This is a genomic window from Geothrix sp. SG200 (genome assembly GCF_022808935.1).
GTDB lineage: Bacteria > Acidobacteriota > Holophagae > Holophagales > Holophagaceae > Geothrix > Geothrix alkalitolerans.
In genome coordinates this window covers 85,579-99,763 of sequence record NZ_JAKZFR010000005.1, presented here as the reverse complement: position 1 = coordinate 99,763, position 14,185 = coordinate 85,579, and the positions used below count along the sequence as shown (strand labels likewise).

Annotated in this window: 14 protein-coding genes; 10 read left to right on the top strand and 4 right to left on the bottom strand. The window is 64.7% G+C overall.

Annotated elements, in window-relative coordinates; genetic code table 11:
• Nucleotides 1-131 precede the first annotated feature (131 nt).
• Entirely contained in the window at nucleotides 132-1,478 is a 1,347-nt protein-coding gene (locus ML539_RS11135) for a Fic family protein (RefSeq protein WP_243323892.1), read from the top strand.
• A 55-nt stretch (nucleotides 1,479-1,533) separates the two neighbouring features.
• Here the strand turns inward: ML539_RS11135 and ML539_RS11130 are convergent, their stop codons facing one another.
• Nucleotides 1,534-2,322, bottom strand: a complete 789-nt coding sequence (locus ML539_RS11130) for an SDR family oxidoreductase (RefSeq protein WP_243323888.1) — start codon at nucleotides 2,320-2,322, stop codon at nucleotides 1,534-1,536.
• A gap of 99 nt (nucleotides 2,323-2,421) precedes the next feature.
• On the opposite strand from ML539_RS11130, the gene ML539_RS11125 reads away from it, so the two are divergent.
• The 9 genes from ML539_RS11125 (at nucleotide 2,422) to ML539_RS11085 (ending at nucleotide 10,850) form a co-directional block, all read left to right on the top strand.
• Nucleotides 2,422-3,303 (top strand): SPFH domain-containing protein, encoded by an 882-nt coding sequence (locus ML539_RS11125; RefSeq protein WP_279341624.1) that lies wholly within the window; start codon nucleotides 2,422-2,424, stop codon nucleotides 3,301-3,303.
• 6 nt (nucleotides 3,304-3,309) lie between these two features.
• Complete coding sequence (locus tag ML539_RS11120) at nucleotides 3,310-3,489, top strand: Arc family DNA-binding protein (protein ID WP_243323885.1); 180 nt, start codon at nucleotides 3,310-3,312, stop codon at nucleotides 3,487-3,489.
• The gene (locus ML539_RS11115; protein ID WP_243323882.1) at nucleotides 3,486-4,232 is read left to right on the top strand and encodes an ABC transporter ATP-binding protein; all 747 of its coding nucleotides are present in this window, start codon (nucleotides 3,486-3,488) and stop codon (nucleotides 4,230-4,232) included. Before ML539_RS11120 ends, ML539_RS11115 begins: the two co-directional genes overlap by 4 nt.
• 91 nt (nucleotides 4,233-4,323) lie before the next feature.
• Complete coding sequence (locus ML539_RS11110; protein ID WP_243323879.1) at nucleotides 4,324-5,937, top strand: hypothetical protein; 1,614 nt, start codon at nucleotides 4,324-4,326, stop codon at nucleotides 5,935-5,937.
• Complete coding sequence (locus ML539_RS11105; RefSeq protein ID WP_243323877.1) at nucleotides 5,934-6,752, top strand: hypothetical protein; 819 nt, start codon at nucleotides 5,934-5,936, stop codon at nucleotides 6,750-6,752. Before ML539_RS11110 ends, ML539_RS11105 begins: the two co-directional genes overlap by 4 nt.
• Before the next feature lie 384 nt (nucleotides 6,753-7,136).
• Nucleotides 7,137-8,459, top strand: a complete 1,323-nt coding sequence (locus ML539_RS11100; protein ID WP_243323875.1) for a serine/threonine-protein kinase — start codon at nucleotides 7,137-7,139, stop codon at nucleotides 8,457-8,459.
• A gap of 320 nt (nucleotides 8,460-8,779) precedes the next feature.
• Nucleotides 8,780-9,331 (top strand): hypothetical protein, encoded by a 552-nt coding sequence (locus tag ML539_RS11095; protein WP_243323869.1) that lies wholly within the window; start codon nucleotides 8,780-8,782, stop codon nucleotides 9,329-9,331.
• Nucleotides 9,324-9,722, top strand: coding sequence for a hypothetical protein (locus ML539_RS11090; protein ID WP_243323868.1), 399 nt, complete (start codon nucleotides 9,324-9,326; stop codon nucleotides 9,720-9,722). Before ML539_RS11095 ends, ML539_RS11090 begins: the two co-directional genes overlap by 8 nt.
• Before the next feature lie 201 nt (nucleotides 9,723-9,923).
• On the top strand, nucleotides 9,924-10,850 hold the full coding sequence (locus ML539_RS11085; RefSeq protein ID WP_243323866.1) for a hypothetical protein: 927 nt from the start codon (nucleotides 9,924-9,926) through the stop codon (nucleotides 10,848-10,850).
• 220 nt (nucleotides 10,851-11,070) lie between these two features.
• Here ML539_RS11085 and lpdA read toward each other — a convergent pair whose 3' ends face one another.
• From lpdA to ML539_RS11070, 3 genes are all read right to left on the bottom strand, one after another.
• A complete protein-coding gene (gene lpdA, locus ML539_RS11080) occupies nucleotides 11,071-12,474 on the bottom strand; it encodes a dihydrolipoyl dehydrogenase (protein WP_243323865.1) in 1,404 nt (467 codons plus the stop codon).
• 111 nt (nucleotides 12,475-12,585) lie between these two features.
• Nucleotides 12,586-12,963 (bottom strand): VOC family protein, encoded by a 378-nt coding sequence (locus ML539_RS11075; RefSeq protein WP_243323855.1) that lies wholly within the window; start codon nucleotides 12,961-12,963, stop codon nucleotides 12,586-12,588.
• A gap of 31 nt (nucleotides 12,964-12,994) precedes the next feature.
• Nucleotides 12,995-14,146, bottom strand: a complete 1,152-nt coding sequence (locus ML539_RS11070) for a fatty acid desaturase (RefSeq protein ID WP_243323853.1) — start codon at nucleotides 14,144-14,146, stop codon at nucleotides 12,995-12,997.
• Between the last annotated feature and the right edge of the window lie 39 nt (nucleotides 14,147-14,185).

Sequence of the window (14,185 nt, the reverse complement as noted above, 5' to 3'; positions counted from 1 at the left end):
TCCCCAGACGTTTGTTTGATGTGTCAATTTGCTACTAATTGGTTTCAGTTTTAGTTTTTCATGGACACTCACCTCGTCCCGCTCTAACCTACTAACGAATTCCTAATTGGATTATCAATTAGTAGGTACCCATGAAACTCCCTCACCCTCCTCCAGATATATCCAGCCTCCTTTCAGTCATTGAACCTGGAGATATCCAGAAGATCCTTGAGCACCAGCCGGGCCCCCTGGTCAAGGACGTCTACCTCCACTGGGAGGAATTGAGGCATCGGGATCCCCCGGAGGGTCTGGACCACGAGCTTTGGTGGCTGGGTGTCAAGTGGGCCCGGCAGGCCCTCCTGAAGCCCCTTCCGCTGCTGGACAAGGAGGGACGTCCCTTCTTCTTCGGCGCCCCGGAGCCTGTCCAGATCGACCTGCACCACATCGACCAGGATGCGGCCGGCGAGATCAAGTCCGCCACCGAGACCGCCACGCCCGCCACCCGGGACAGGTACCTCCTCAAATCGGTCATCGAGGAGGCCATCACCTCGAGCCAGCTGGAAGGGGCTTCGACCACCCGGAGGGTGGCCGCCGAGATGCTCCGATCCGGCAGGGCTCCGAAGGACCGAAGCGAGCAGATGATCTTCAACAACTTCCTGGCCATGCGCGCCATCCAGGGCTTCAGGAACGAGCCCATGACCCAGGCGCGGCTGCTGGAGATCCACCGCCTGGTGTCCGAGCGCACCCTGGACGACCCCCGGGACGTGGGCAGGCTGCGCCAGTCCAACGACATCCACGTGGTGGATAACGACGACGGCACCATCCTCCACCAGCCGCCCGACCACCATGAGCTGCCGGAACGCCTGGAGCGGCTCTGCGCTTTCGCCAATGCCGGCGAAGACCAGCGCCCCTTCGTGCATCCAGTCCTGCGCGCCATCCTGCTGCACTTCATGGTCGGATATGACCACCCGTTCGCGGACGGGAACGGCCGGACCGCCCGGGCGCTCTTCTACTGGTCCATGCTCCGGAGCGGGTACTGGCTGGCCGAGTTCATCTCCATCTCGCACATCCTCCGCAAGGCGCCGGCCCAGTATGGACGGGCCTACCTCTTCGCCGAAACCGACGGCGGGGACACCACCTACTTCCTGATCCACCAGCTGGCCACCATGCGGAAGGCCATCCAGAGCCTCCATGACTACCTCGCCCGGAAGGCGAAGGAACAGCGAAGCATGGAGCGCCTGCTGGCCGAGTCTCCCGCCCTGCGCATCAGGCTCAACCACCGCCAGAAGACCCTGCTCACCCATGCGCTGAAACACCCCGGTGTGGGCTACCGCATCGAGGACCACCAGAAGGCGCATGGCATCGTCTACCAGACCGCCCGGACCGACCTATTGCAGCTGGCAGAACTCAGCCTCCTCGAGAAAATCAAGGACGGGCGTGCGTTCCTCTTCGTCGCCCCCGATGACTTGGCGATCCGGATGTCCCGCCTCGAACCATAAATCGTTCAAGGCTGTGGCCTGCGAAAATCGCCGGTCATCGGGCCGGCGATTTTTGTCAGAACGTACCCTGCACCAGCCCCCCATCCACCAGCAGGCTCTGGCCGGTGACGTAGCTGGCCTGGGCGCTGGCCAGGAAGGCGATGACGGCGCCGATCTCGCCGGGGTCGCCAATACGGGCGGCGGGGATGGCGGCGGCGGTGCGGGCGTAGTACTCGTCCATGGAGATGCCCTCGGCGGCGGAGCGCACCTCGGCCAGGTGGGTCTGGCGGTCGGTCATCACGTGGCCGGGCAGGACGGCGTTCACCGTGATCCCGTCCGCCGCGGTCTCCTGGGCCAGGGTGCGGGTGAGGCCCGAGAGGCCGGCCCGGAGCGTCGAGCTGATGGTGAGCAGGGGCGTGGGCTGCTTGGCCACCAGGCTGGTGATGTGGACGATGCGCCCCCACCGGGCCGCCCGCATGCCGGGCAGCACGAGCCGCGAGAGGCGCACCACGTTCATGAGCGTGGAGTCCACCCCGGCGGCCCAGTCGTCATCGGAAAGCCCCGAGAACCCGGCCGCCTTGGGCCCGCCCGTGTTGGTCACGAGGATCTGCACGGGACCCAGGGCCACGGCCGTGGCCTGGTGCCAGCGGGCCAGGTCCTCGGCCTTGGCCACATCCGCGACCAGGGCCAGGGCGGGCACGCCCAGGGCCTCCAGCTCGGCCTTCACCGCCGCCAGGGCCTCGCCGCCCCGGCCGCAGACCGACACGGCGCAGCCCTCGGCCGCCAGAGCCAGGGCCGCGGCCCGGCCCAGCCCCTTGCTGCCGGCCGCCACCATCGCCACCTTGCCGTGAATGCCCAGATCCATGGCCGCCTCCCGCCCCCAGCATAGGCGATCCACCCCCGGCGGGTCCCGGGGCCCGAAGGGGCTTGACGCGACATCAAAGTGATATCACATTGATTTCTAATGGAGGTTCCCGTGCTCAAGGAACGCACCGCATTCGCCCTTCCCGGACTGCCCGTCCTGCTCCTGGCCCTGCTGGCCATTCTCGGGGCGGGCGGCCTCACCATCCACGCCGCCGTCATCGAAGAGCCCTCCCGCCTGGTCTTCACCGTGCCGGTGATCGTCCTGGGCCTCTTCACCCTGACGGGGCTCTTCGTGGTGAATCCCAACGAGGCCGTGGCGCTGCAGCTCTTCGGCGACTACCGCGGCACCGTGCGCCAGGAGGGCATGGCCTGGGCCAACCCCTTCCTCAGCAAGCGGAAGATCAGCACCAAGGTCCGCAGCTTCGAGAGCCAGCGCCTGAAGGTGAACGACCAGGACGGCAACCCCGTGGAGATCGCCGCCATCATCGTGTGGCGCGTGGTGGACACCGCCGAGGCCCTCTTCGAGGTGGAGGACTGCGAGAAATACGTGACGGTGCAGAGCGAGGCGGCCCTGCGGGCCCTGGCCTCCCACTTCCCCTACGACGCCCACGAAGCGGGCCAGCTCTCCCTGCGCGGCAGCACGGACGAGGTGGCCGCCAAGCTCAAGCTCGAGCTCCAGCGCGTGCTGGCCCAGGCCGGCGTGGAGGTGCAGGGCGCCCGCATCAGCCACCTGGCCTACGCCCCCGAGATCGCCCAGGCCATGTTGCAGCGCCAGCAGGCCAGCGCCATCATCGCCGCCCGCCAGAAGATCGTGGAGGGTGCCGTGGGCATGGTGGAGATGGCACTGGAGATGCTGGCCGAGAAGCACACCGTGCAGCTGGACGAGGAACGCAAGGCGGCCATGGTCTCCAACCTCCTGGTGGTGCTCTGCAGCGAGCGCGCCGCCAACCCCGTCGTGAATGCGGGCACTCTGTACCATTAGGGTTCCATGGCCGAGCGCAAGCCCTTCCTCCTCCGCACCGACCCGGCGCTGCTGGAAGCCCTCCAGCGCTGGGCCGACGAGGAGCTGCGCAGCCTCAACGGCCAGATCGAGTACCTGCTGCGCCAGGCCCTCCAGCGCGAGGGCCGGCTCAAGCCCCCACCTGTGAAACGGAAGCCACCCGAATGACCCCCGCCCTGCACCTGGAAGCCCTCACCAAAAAGTTCGGCGAGAAGGTCGCCGTGGACGGCCTCGACCTCGCCCTGGAGCCCGGCGCCTTCCTGGGCCTGCTGGGCCGCAACGGCGCCGGGAAGAGCACGACGCTGAAGATGGTCACGGGCCTGCTGAAGCCCACGTCGGGCCGCATCCGCGTGCTGGGCCTGGATCTCGAGGCCGATCCCCTGGCCGTGAAGCGCCAGATCGGCGCCATGCCCGAGGACATGGCCCTGCTGGACATGCTCACGGGCCCCCAGTACCTGCGCTTCGTGGGGCGGATGTACGGCATGCCGGACGCCCTCATCGACGGCCGCCGGGAGGAGCTGTTCGACGCCCTGGACCTGGCGCCGGGCCCCAAGACCCTCATCGCGGACTACAGCTTCGGCATGAAGAAGAAGGTGGCCCTCTGCGCGGCGCTCATCCACGGGCCCCAGGTCGTGTTCCTCGACGAGCCCTTCGAGGGCATCGATCCGGTCACCAGCCGCACCATCAAGGACATCCTCCAGAGCCTGCAGCAGCGCGGCGTGACGCTGGTGCTCACCAGCCACATCCTCGAGGTGGTGGAGAAGCTCTGCCCCCTCATCGCCATCCTGGACGAGGGCCGCCTCAAGGGCTTCGGCCCCCTGGACGAGCTGCGCCGCGGCGGCGAGAGCCTGGAGCAGCTCTTCGTCGATCTGGTGGGCGGCGGGCAGAAGGGGGCGCTCTCGTGGTTGTGAGGGCAGTCCTCATCGAATGGCGCATGCGCCGTCCGATATCTACGGTCAGTCCTCAGGCCTCAGTCCTCAGGAAGGGCGGCGGGGTGGTGTCATGGTCGTAGGGGCTTTCCGCGCGCTGCTGGCGGCCCATGGGCAGGCCACCTGGAACCGCTCGGCCCGGGAGCTGGGCCGGCAGGGCGCCTGGATCCTGGCCCTGGTGGTGGGGATCCTCGCCGCCTTCGCGGCCGTGGGCCTGATCCTGGGCGGCGGGGCCCTGGGCTGGCTGCTGGGCGGCCGCCTGGACCGGCCCGTGGCTGTGACGATCCTCGGCGCCGTGCTGGCCTTCTTCGGCTTCGGGGGCGGCCTCATCGGCGGCGTGCTGGGCGGGGCCCGGGAGCTGGCCTGGGAGGCCTATCGCGGCTTCCCCCTGCGCCTGCGCACCCTCTACCTGGCGGAGCTGACGGCGGGCCTGGTGGACATGCTGCCGCTGACGATGGGCCTGGCCCTGACCGGGCTGCTGCTGGGCCTCGGCCTGGCCGCGCCCCGCACCCTGCTCCTGGTGCCCCTCGTCCTGCTCGAGACGCTGCTGATGATGCTGGCCCTCCAGCTCCTCGTGGGCGGCCTGGCCTCGGCCCTGGTGAAGCGCCTCCGGGTGGCCCTCACGGCGCTGGCCGTCCTGGCGTGGCTGGGCTCCACCCTGATGTCCCCGGGCCTGTCGAAGCGCGGACCGGGCGCCGCCGCCAGGCCTGCGGCCCGTCCCCTCCAGGCCGCCCAGGTCGAGAAGGTCCAGGCCCTGGGCCGGGGTGCGGCCCGGGTGCTGGGTGCCCTGCCGACCGATGCCGCCGCCCGGAGCCTGGCCCAGGCGCGGACGGGCCACTGGGGCGCGGCCCTGGCCCTGCACCTCTACCCGCTGGCCCTGCTGGCCCTGGTGATGGTGCTGGGCGCCCGGCTAATGGCGCGGGAGGCCAACGGCACCGCCGCCGCCCCGCAGACCCGCGGGCCCCACCGCCTCTGGAGCTTCCGCCATCCCGCGGAGGGCCTCGGCCGGCTCCACTTCCAGACGATCATGCGCAGCCACCTGGGCCGCTTCGCCTTCCTCATGCCCCTCATGACCGTGGTGCTGCTGAAGGGGCCCTTCGCCCAGTTCAAGGCGAACCCGCTCTGGACCGTGCCCGCGGCCTTCGCCTACCTGTCCCTGGTGGCGAACAACTTCGTGTTCAACCAGTTCGGCCTGGACCGGCACGGCGTGAAGGGCCTGCTGCTCCTGCCCGTGGGGCCGGAGGACCTGCTCAAGGGGAAGCTGCTGGGCCTGGCCGCCCACCAGGGGCTCCAGGCGCTGGTACTGGCCGGCCTGCTGATGCTGCTGGACCACGCGGGCCCCATCCCCCTCCTGGGCGGCATCCTGCTCATGGGCTGCATCTTCCTGGCCCAGACCGCCGTGGGGCAGTGGACCTCCACCTGGGCGCCCCGGCCCATGGCCATGGACAGCCTCAAGAACAACAGCATGCCCTTCGCCCTGGGCCTGCTGAGCATGGGCACTTCGGCCGTCTGGGCCGGCCTCTTCGGCGGCGCCTACGCACTGCTGGCCTGGATCTCGCCGCGGCTGCTGGTGCCGGGCATGGCGCTGCTCTTCGGGCTGGTGCTCACCGCCCACCTGCTCCTGCTGCCCGCCGCGGCCGCGGCCCTGGACCGCCGCCGGGAGAAGCTCGTGGAGGCCCTCGGATGAACCCCGAGGCGCTGCGGCTGGCCGCGGAGCTGGGCGGGACTGTGCTCTCGGCGCCCGGCGCTTCCGGGGACGGCAGCCTCATCCTCGTGGAGCGCATCCAGGCCCACGGCCTGCCCCAGGTGCTGGTGCTGGGGCGGACGGCGGAGGACCTGCGCGAACCCCTGGACGCCGCCGACGCCGTCCAGGCCCGGGGCCTGCCCCTGAACGTGCTGGGCCTCGTGCCCGCGCCCGGCTGCGACCTGGCCGCCGCCCTGGAGCTGCACCGCCGCCGCCTCGGCGCCCTGGTCTGCGCCCTGGACGCGGGCCTGCCCTGGCTGGACGGGAAGCCCATGCTGGTGCGGCGCCTGCCAGGCCGCATCGCGCGCCTCCTGCCCGTGGCCCTGGAGAAAGCCCCCATGGGCCCCCTGGAGAAGGCGGAGCTGAAGGCCTTCCTGGCGGACTGGGACAAGGCGAACCGCAAACGGATCTTCCGCCGGCCCGAGTGGCGAGAGGCCCCCGATCACGAGCAGCACGGCGGCTTCGAGACGGACCTCTGGCCCGGCGTGCCCCTGCCCGAGGGCGCCGAGGTTTGCGTGCCGCCCCTGGTGCTGCCCGAGGCCACGGCCCTCACGAACGCCCTGCGCGCGGCCCTGCGCGAGGCCACCGGCCAGCCCGTCCCCTTCCTGCCCCTGCCCGGCGATCCCACGCCCCTCCACGCCCTGCGCGCGCTCACGCCAGAGGCCACGGCCTTCCGCGGCCCGGCCCGGGCCTGGGAGCTCGCCTTCGAAGGCCTCTCCCGCCTGCCCGCCCCGCCGCACTTCTGCGCGCGCTGCTGAACGGGGAGCGTCAGCCCTAAAAGATCAAACCGCGAATGACGCGAATGGGCGCGAATCGCGGCGGGGATGGACCGCCTGGGCCTTCGGCCCCCAGTCGCGCGAGGCGCGGCTGGCCACACGCGGGGCGGGTCCGGCAGCCTTCAGGAGCTGACATGCCCGCCCCGCGTGTGGAGGCGGAAGCAGGATCGTTCGCCATTCGCGCGCCCGCAGGGCGATTCGCGTCATTCGCGGTTCCCAGCTTTTCTGGATGAATCAGGCTGATCGCCAGGAAGGTGTGTCTGCCACCGATTTCGCCGATGACGCTGATGGCGGCTCGGATGGGTCCCGCCTTCGCTCTAGAATCCAGGGAAGCATTCCCCTCGCAGCCTCATCCCCGGAAGCCCCATGCCCGACCACATCGGCAAGTTCGAGATCCTCCGCACCCTGGGCCAGGGGGCCATGGGCGAGGTGTTCCTGGCGCGGGACACGACGCTGGGGCGCGAGGTGGCCCTCAAGACCATCCGGCCCCAGGCAGACGCCGAGGCCCTGGGCGACCTGAAGGCCCGCTTCGCGCGGGAGGCCCAGTCCGCCGCCGGGCTTCACCACCCGAACGTGGTGACCATCTACGAGTTCGGCGAGGCGGACGGGCTGCTCTACTTCGCCATGGAAGTGGTGGAGGGCCCCAGCCTGGAGAGCCTCCTGCGCCGCCAGGCCCTGGCGCCCCGGGCCTTCCTGGAGGCCATGGCCCAGGTCTGCGACGGCCTCCAGGCCGCCCATCAGAAGGGCATCGTCCACCGCGACATCAAGCCCGCCAACATCATGATCGCCCGCGAAGGCGAGCGGCCCGTCGCCAAGATCCTGGACTTCGGCGTGGCCAAGTCCCTGGGCCAGGAGGCCACCCAGACGGGCATGGTGGTGGGCACCCTCGCCTACATGGCCCCCGAGTACCTGAGCCGGGGCCAGGCCACGCCCTCCGCGGACCTCTTCGCCGTGGGCGTCATCCTCTACGAGGGCCTGGCGGGGCACCGCCCCTTCCAGGGCGACACCAACGGCTCGCTCATCTACTGCATCCTCAACGAGCCCACCCCCGACCTGGACCTCGAGTCCCTCGACGGCCTGAACCCCGCCCTGCGGGACCTGGTGACCCGGGCCCTGGCCAAGGATCCCCTGGAGCGCTTCGGCTCCGCCAAGGAGCTGGGCGAGGCCCTGCGCGCCGCCCTGGATCCCGCCTGGCGGCCTCAGGACCAACCGACCGTCGCCCTGCCCCATCCCGCGAAGGCCACCGCCAAGGCCGGGCCCCGGCGCCGCGGGGCCTGGGCCCTGGGGCTGGCGGGCCTGCTGGCCGCGGGTGGCGCCGCCTGGTGGGCCCTGCGCCCGGCCCCGCCGAGGAACGCCGCCCTGGACGACGCCGCCCTCAAGGGGGCCGAGGCCCTGGTGGACAGCGACCCCCTCAGCGCCCTGCGCGTCATCCGGGGCGTGCTGGCCCAGGCCCCGCCCGGCCAGCCCGTGGACCCCGACGCCCTGGCCCTCCTGCTGGTGGTGCAGTACCGCGCCAAGGACCTGGAAGGCTTCCTCGCCACCCTCAAGGACGCCCAGGCGAGAAAAGTCCCCGCCGCCGACCTCCTCCAGAACCGCCGCTACAAAGCCATGCTCACCCAGGACCGCAAGGCCGGCCGGTTGCCGGCGGAGCTGAGGGCGAGGCTGTTGAAGGGGGAGTACGGGGCGTGAGTCATTGACGGGAGGGCCCTACCGTTCGGGGCGGAGTTTCGACCGTTTGAACGATCTCTCTTGAAGATACAAGACCAGTGTGTCTCCATGGGAAGCACCTAAGGTCCTTCTCTCTGTCGAGTGTTAAGGCAACCTCTCTCTTCGGTTGCCCTAGCGTGTCGCCAATCCGATCACCTTAGTATTCAATCAGCAGTTACGCCCCTGTAGCTCAGATTAGGCGACTTTCATTCCTGCTTGTTATTGTTCGTTCAAATCTTAATTAGGCACTATCATGAAGATCGTTCCCAATTCCAACCAATCCTCCATTTTCCGAGGGTGTAATGCATGAACAATCCCAGATAGACATACTTTTATCAGCAGCCATAAAATCCTGGGGTGGGGTAATCACTGCGCTAGGGTTTTTCGCTACAACAATATCATTATTTATAATCCCCAAAGAAACCAAATATGAAGCAAGGTGGGTAATAGTTATTTTTATGATTTTCGCATATCTATGCCTAGTATTGTTACGAGCTTTTATTGATTCTTATAATTATTCTAATAATTTTTTACCTAAAATAAAAATAGCCAGAAAACCCCTTGGTGCGTACCAAACCACACATGCTTTATTGTTATTAAATCCAACTCCACTTTTGACTTATGACAGTCTCGTTTCCATTTACATACTTGAATCCGAACTTGAAAGACTTGTAGGGATCGGGCGAGTGATTAACATTCAATTAGACAAAAAGATTCAAATAGCTGTCATTTCTGATGTCGATTTTGGAGACAGATGGAAGGCCTTGTATGAGAATCGTTCCGATGATCTATCAAAGTTAATCATTAAACCATCCGTTCCAAACTATATAATAGAAGGAGCTGTTAATGTCTAATGAAGTTAACCCCAAAAGACAACTTATTGCCTCTATTGTTAAAATCATCAACGAATACACTCTTGTTATCAACAAAGGTAGTGATCACGGATTGAAAATTGGCGATCAATTCTTAGTATATTTTCTTGAAACTGAAGAACTTTTTGACCCAGAAACAAATGAAAACCTCGGTAGGCTTGAAATATTAAGAGGGACAGGGAGCGTCATTCATTTGCAAGAAAAAATTGCCACCATTAAATCGAATAGAACCACTAAAACCATCAGAACGATCAAACGCACACCCAACCAATGGGCGTCTGTACTATTGGGTTCCGAGATCGTCGAGCAGCCTGATGTAGAAGTACTTCCTTTCGAATATCCAGCATTGAACGACAAAGCAAAATTGCTATAGATACTCGCTTGCGCCTAACCCTCCGCTCAACTCGGACCCTGCCTGCATTGTCTTTCGCTCTCTCTCAACTCCTTGCCTCCTCGGCTCCGCTCCTCGCCTCGGTGCAGGCGGGGCCGATTAGCTTCATTCGTCAGGCTTCATAAAAAATAGTAAACCTTCAACTCAAATATATTTACCTTACAACTTCTATCAGGAGAAATTATGACATCCTACATATCCAAATCTATTCAAGATTTTGCTATACCAACATTATGCATCGCAATTACAGTTGCCTGCTCCAACAAAGCCTCGGACAACAGCATTTCTCAATCCGAGATTAATCAATTGAAACAAAGAATTTCAGCCCTAGAAATTGAGAATGCTAATCTCAAATTAACCCCAGCCAACCTGCTTGAATCGATTTCATCCGAAATTAAGAAACAAAATTTGCAGGAATCTAAAAAGTTATTAGCGGATATGATGTCAAAATATCCACTTTCTCCGGAAAAGGTCAAAGCCGAAGTCTTGGTTAAAAACCTAGAACAGAAACTCATTCGTGATGCCCAAGAAGCTGAACGAATTAAACGGCTTGGCTTCAAAGCTATTCACGACAACTCTCGCTTCGAATCAGAATCAATGATAGTGCAGATTAAATCCTTAGGGTTAACAAACTATTGGGCATTCAATGATTATGGTCACGAACACAACTATCGACGACCTAGCAGGGACAATATTTTACTTGTCGGGCACATGGCTATAACATCCAAGGATAAAGGGTCTAATCTACCCGGTCTTTATGTCGGTAGCGTAAATGGCGATTCAATTAATATCATCGGCGAATTTCAATATGAATTTGCACGCTGGAAGGATTATGCCACTTATCTTGGTAATTATAGCGACCACGGCAATGACTTTGACTATACAGCAACCATACCGTTCTCTGCTGGTATAGAAATTTCTGTTAATCAGTCAAAACAACCTTTAGCTATTATTGCTACAAAAAATAGACCCATCACCCGTCGGTATGAACGTTTTAAAAATCCACCAGAATGGTACGAAACAAATTATTCAGCTCGTCCTTCTACCGTCACTCTCGAAGACATGAAAACCGGTAAATATCATTTATTAAAATATTTAAATTTAAAGTGAAACCCATCTCTGGCCTAGCCTGCGCTCAACCAGGCCCCGCCTGCATTGCTTTGCGTTCTCTCTCAATATCCCGCTTCCTCGGCTCCGTTCAGAGACTCGGCGCAGGCGTGGCCGGTTAGCTTCATTTGTTAGTCCAATCCTTCTACATACGAAGAACCGCCCATGTTGGGCGGTTCTTCGCGTTTTCAAGCCCTAGTGTCCCGCTTAATGAATCAAAAACCTACATATTCAACGCCCGCCCATACACCGCCCTTGCCGCCTCGGGGAACACTTCGTTCAGGCTGGGGTGGGGATACATGGTGTTGATGAGCTCGTCCACGGTGAACTCGCCGCCCATGAGGGCCACACTGGAGGCCACGAGCTCGGTGGCCTTGGGGCCGAGGATGTGGATGCCGAGGATCTCGCCGTACTTCTTGTCGGCCACGATCTTGATGAAGCCGTGGGGCTCGCCCACGATGTTGGCCTTGGCCATGGGGGCGAAGGGGAAGGTGCCCACCTGCACGTCGTAGCCCTTGGCCTTGGCGGCCTTCTCGTTGAGGCCGATGGTGCCCACCTCGGGATCGCAGTAGGTGCAGGCGGGGAAGCGGTCGTAGCGCACGGGGTGGGGATGCACGTCCTTGCCCAGGCTTTGCGCGGCGTGCTCGGCGGCCACGATGCCCTCGTCGCTGGCCACGTGGGCCAGCCAGGGCGTGCGCACGATGTCACCGATGGCGTAGAGGCCGGGCTCGCCGGTCTGCATGAACTTGTCGATGACGACGCAGCCGCGGTCCACCTGGGCCTTGGTGGCCTCCAGGCCGATGCCCTCCACCATGGGCGCGCGGCCCACGGCCACCAGCAGGTGGCTGCCCACCACCTCGCCGGGGGTCTCGCCTTCGAGGAAGCACACCACGCCGTCGTCCCGCTTCTCGATGCGGGTGATCTTGGTCTTGGTGCGCACGTCCATCTTGTAGGTCTTCTTGAAGATCTTGGCCAGCTCCAGGCCGATCTCCTCATCCTCGAGGGGCAGGATGGTGTCCATGAACTCCACCAGGGTCACCTTGGAGCCCAGGCGGCTGAAGACGGAGGCGAACTCCACGCCGATGGCGCCGGCGCCCAGGATGACCAGGTGGCTCGGCAGCTCGGTGAGGTCCAGGATGTGGTCGCTGTTGAGCACCCGGACGCCATCCGTTTCCAGGCCGGGGATGGGCTTGGGGGCCGACCCCGTGGCCAGGATGATGCGCTTGGCCTCGTGCACTTCGCCGGCCACGTCCACCCGCCCGCCGCCCAGCAGCTTGCCGAAGCCCTTGAGCACGGTCACCTTGTTCTTCTTCATGAGGAACTCGATGCCCTTGGCGTTCTTCAGGACGATGCGGCCCTTGCGCTTGACGATGGTGGCGAGGTTGGCCTTCAGGCTCTTGGCGTCCACGCCGTCGATGCCGTAGTCGTCGGCCACCTGCATCTGCTCGAAGCGGTGGGCGCTCTCCAGCCAGGTCTTGGCGGGGATGCAGCCGCGGTGGAGGCAGGTGCCCCCCAGGCCCGCATCCTTCTCCACCAGGGCCGTGGCGAGGCCCAGCTGGGCGCCACGGATGGCGGCGATGTAGCCGCCGGGGCCGGAGCCGATGACGAGGAGGTCGAAGGAAGCCATGGATGCTCCAAAGAACGAAGGTTCATGATCCCACAGCTGCCGGTCCCGGCGGTCTGTGCCGATGGATGGGGCGCCGAGGTGGCGCCGGAGCGGCCCCTGACTGGATCCCGGCTATTTCAGGGAGTGGAATCCGATCAGGTTGCCCTCGGGGTCCGTGGCCAGGGTGATGAAGCCGAAGGGGCCGATCGACATCTTGGACCGGTGGATGCTGCCTCCGTGGGCCGCCACCCGGGATTCCTCCACGGCGCAGTCCTCGCAGGAGAAATAGACCAGGGTCCCGCTCCCCCCGCAGGGCACGCCCTCCAGGTGGACCAGGGCCCCGCCGCAGCCGGGCTTCTCGGGGTCCCCTCCGAAGGTCCACATCTCGATGCCGGGGGCCTCCAGGCGCGTCAGCTCGGTGGCCAGCACGCCCTCGTAGAAGGCCTTGGCCCGGGGCATGTCCTTGACGTAGATCTCAAACCAGCAAGCGGCATTGGCATGGCCTCGCATGGTCCCTCCAGGGTTAGGCGTACGCCAAGTCTCAGGCGTACACCAGGGCCGAGCGCACTTCGAGGCGGGCGGCCTTCCACTCGGCCCAGGCGGCCCGCAGCTCGGCGCGGTGCAGGGCCAGGGCGGCCTTGCGCTCGGCCTTGGCCTCGCGCCAGGCCTCGGCCCGGGCGTGGCCCTTGGCCTTCCACTCGGCCTTCCGGGCCTGCCAGGCCTCGTGCCGGTCGTGCAGGGCGGCCAGGGCGGCGTCCAGCTTCTGGTGGGCGGCGGCCAGGCGGTCGCGCATGGGGTGGGCGCTGCCGGGGCTGGCCAGGGCCAGGCGCTCGCGCAGGCGCTTCTCCTCCATGTGGAGGCGGGCCCGGGTCATGGCGGCGGCGGACACGCGCCGGAACTGGCCCACCAGGCCGAACCAGCCCAGGACGTTCAGCACCCACTTGGTGGTGTCCCACTGGTACCAGAGGGCGCCGTTGCGGTAGTCCCACTGCCAGAGGTGGTGGAAGTTGTGGTAGCCCTCGCCGTAGGTGAGGGGCGCCAGGAGCCAGTTGTCGCGGGCGGTGTTGGCGTCGGTGTAGGGGCGGCTGCCGAACATGTGGGCGGCGCTGTTGATGAAGAAGGTGGTGTGGTGCGTCATCACGATGCGCAGCGCCACGCCGAAGACCAGGTGGCCCAGGACGTTGCCCGTGGCCAGGCCGATCCAGAGGGGGATGGTGGTCACCACGGCGCCGATGAGGAAGTGGTGCCGGTGCTGCCAGCGCACGAGGGGATCCTTCTCCAGGTCGGCCACGCCGGCGATGGGCAGGCCCTTGGCCTCCATCACCCAGGTCCAGTGGGCGTACCAGAAGCCCTTGCCGATCTGGTAGGGGTCCTTCTCGGTGTCCACGTGCTGGTGGTGCACCCGGTGGTCGCTGGCCCACTTGAGGGCCGAGTTCTCGAAGGCGGCGGCGCCGAAGCAGAGGAAGAGGAAGCGCACGGGCCAGGAGGCCTTGTAGGCCCGGTGGCTGAAGAGCCGGTGGTAGCCGCCGCTGATGGCGGTGCCCACGGCGGTGATCATGGCCAGGAACACCAGCCCTTCGCTCCACCGCAGGCCCGAGGTGGCCAGCCGCCAGGGCACCAGCACCAGGGCCAGGGCCAGGGTGCCCGTGAGGAAGAGCGTGTTGAGCAGGTTCCAGCGCTTGGATGGGTTCATTCCATAGACTCCAAAATGAAGCTCAATTCTACCGGAGGA

What these genes read in the sequence shown, in the direction of transcription:
- ML539_RS11125 (WP_279341624.1), top strand. Translation starts at nt 2,422, where the DNA reads ATGGAGGTTCCCGTGCTCAAGGAACGCACCGCATTCGCCCTTCCCGGA.
- ML539_RS11130 (WP_243323888.1), bottom strand. Translation starts at nt 2,322, where the DNA reads ATGGATCTGGGCATTCACGGCAAGGTGGCGATGGTGGCGGCCGGCAGC.
- ML539_RS11090 (WP_243323868.1), top strand. Translation starts at nt 9,324, where the DNA reads ATGTCTAATGAAGTTAACCCCAAAAGACAACTTATTGCCTCTATTGTT.
- ML539_RS11100 (WP_243323875.1), top strand. Translation starts at nt 7,137, where the DNA reads ATGCCCGACCACATCGGCAAGTTCGAGATCCTCCGCACCCTGGGCCAG.
- ML539_RS11085 (WP_243323866.1), top strand. Translation starts at nt 9,924, where the DNA reads ATGACATCCTACATATCCAAATCTATTCAAGATTTTGCTATACCAACA.
- lpdA (WP_243323865.1), bottom strand. Translation starts at nt 12,474, where the DNA reads ATGGCTTCCTTCGACCTCCTCGTCATCGGCTCCGGCCCCGGCGGCTAC.
- ML539_RS11135 (WP_243323892.1), top strand. Translation starts at nt 132, where the DNA reads ATGAAACTCCCTCACCCTCCTCCAGATATATCCAGCCTCCTTTCAGTC.
- ML539_RS11105 (WP_243323877.1), top strand. Translation starts at nt 5,934, where the DNA reads ATGAACCCCGAGGCGCTGCGGCTGGCCGCGGAGCTGGGCGGGACTGTG.
- ML539_RS11095 (WP_243323869.1), top strand. Translation starts at nt 8,780, where the DNA reads ATGCATGAACAATCCCAGATAGACATACTTTTATCAGCAGCCATAAAA.
- ML539_RS11115 (WP_243323882.1), top strand. Translation starts at nt 3,486, where the DNA reads ATGACCCCCGCCCTGCACCTGGAAGCCCTCACCAAAAAGTTCGGCGAG.
- ML539_RS11075 (WP_243323855.1), bottom strand. Translation starts at nt 12,963, where the DNA reads ATGCGAGGCCATGCCAATGCCGCTTGCTGGTTTGAGATCTACGTCAAG.
- ML539_RS11110 (WP_243323879.1), top strand. Translation starts at nt 4,324, where the DNA reads ATGGTCGTAGGGGCTTTCCGCGCGCTGCTGGCGGCCCATGGGCAGGCC.
- ML539_RS11120 (WP_243323885.1), top strand. Translation starts at nt 3,310, where the DNA reads ATGGCCGAGCGCAAGCCCTTCCTCCTCCGCACCGACCCGGCGCTGCTG.
- ML539_RS11070 (WP_243323853.1), bottom strand. Translation starts at nt 14,146, where the DNA reads ATGAACCCATCCAAGCGCTGGAACCTGCTCAACACGCTCTTCCTCACG.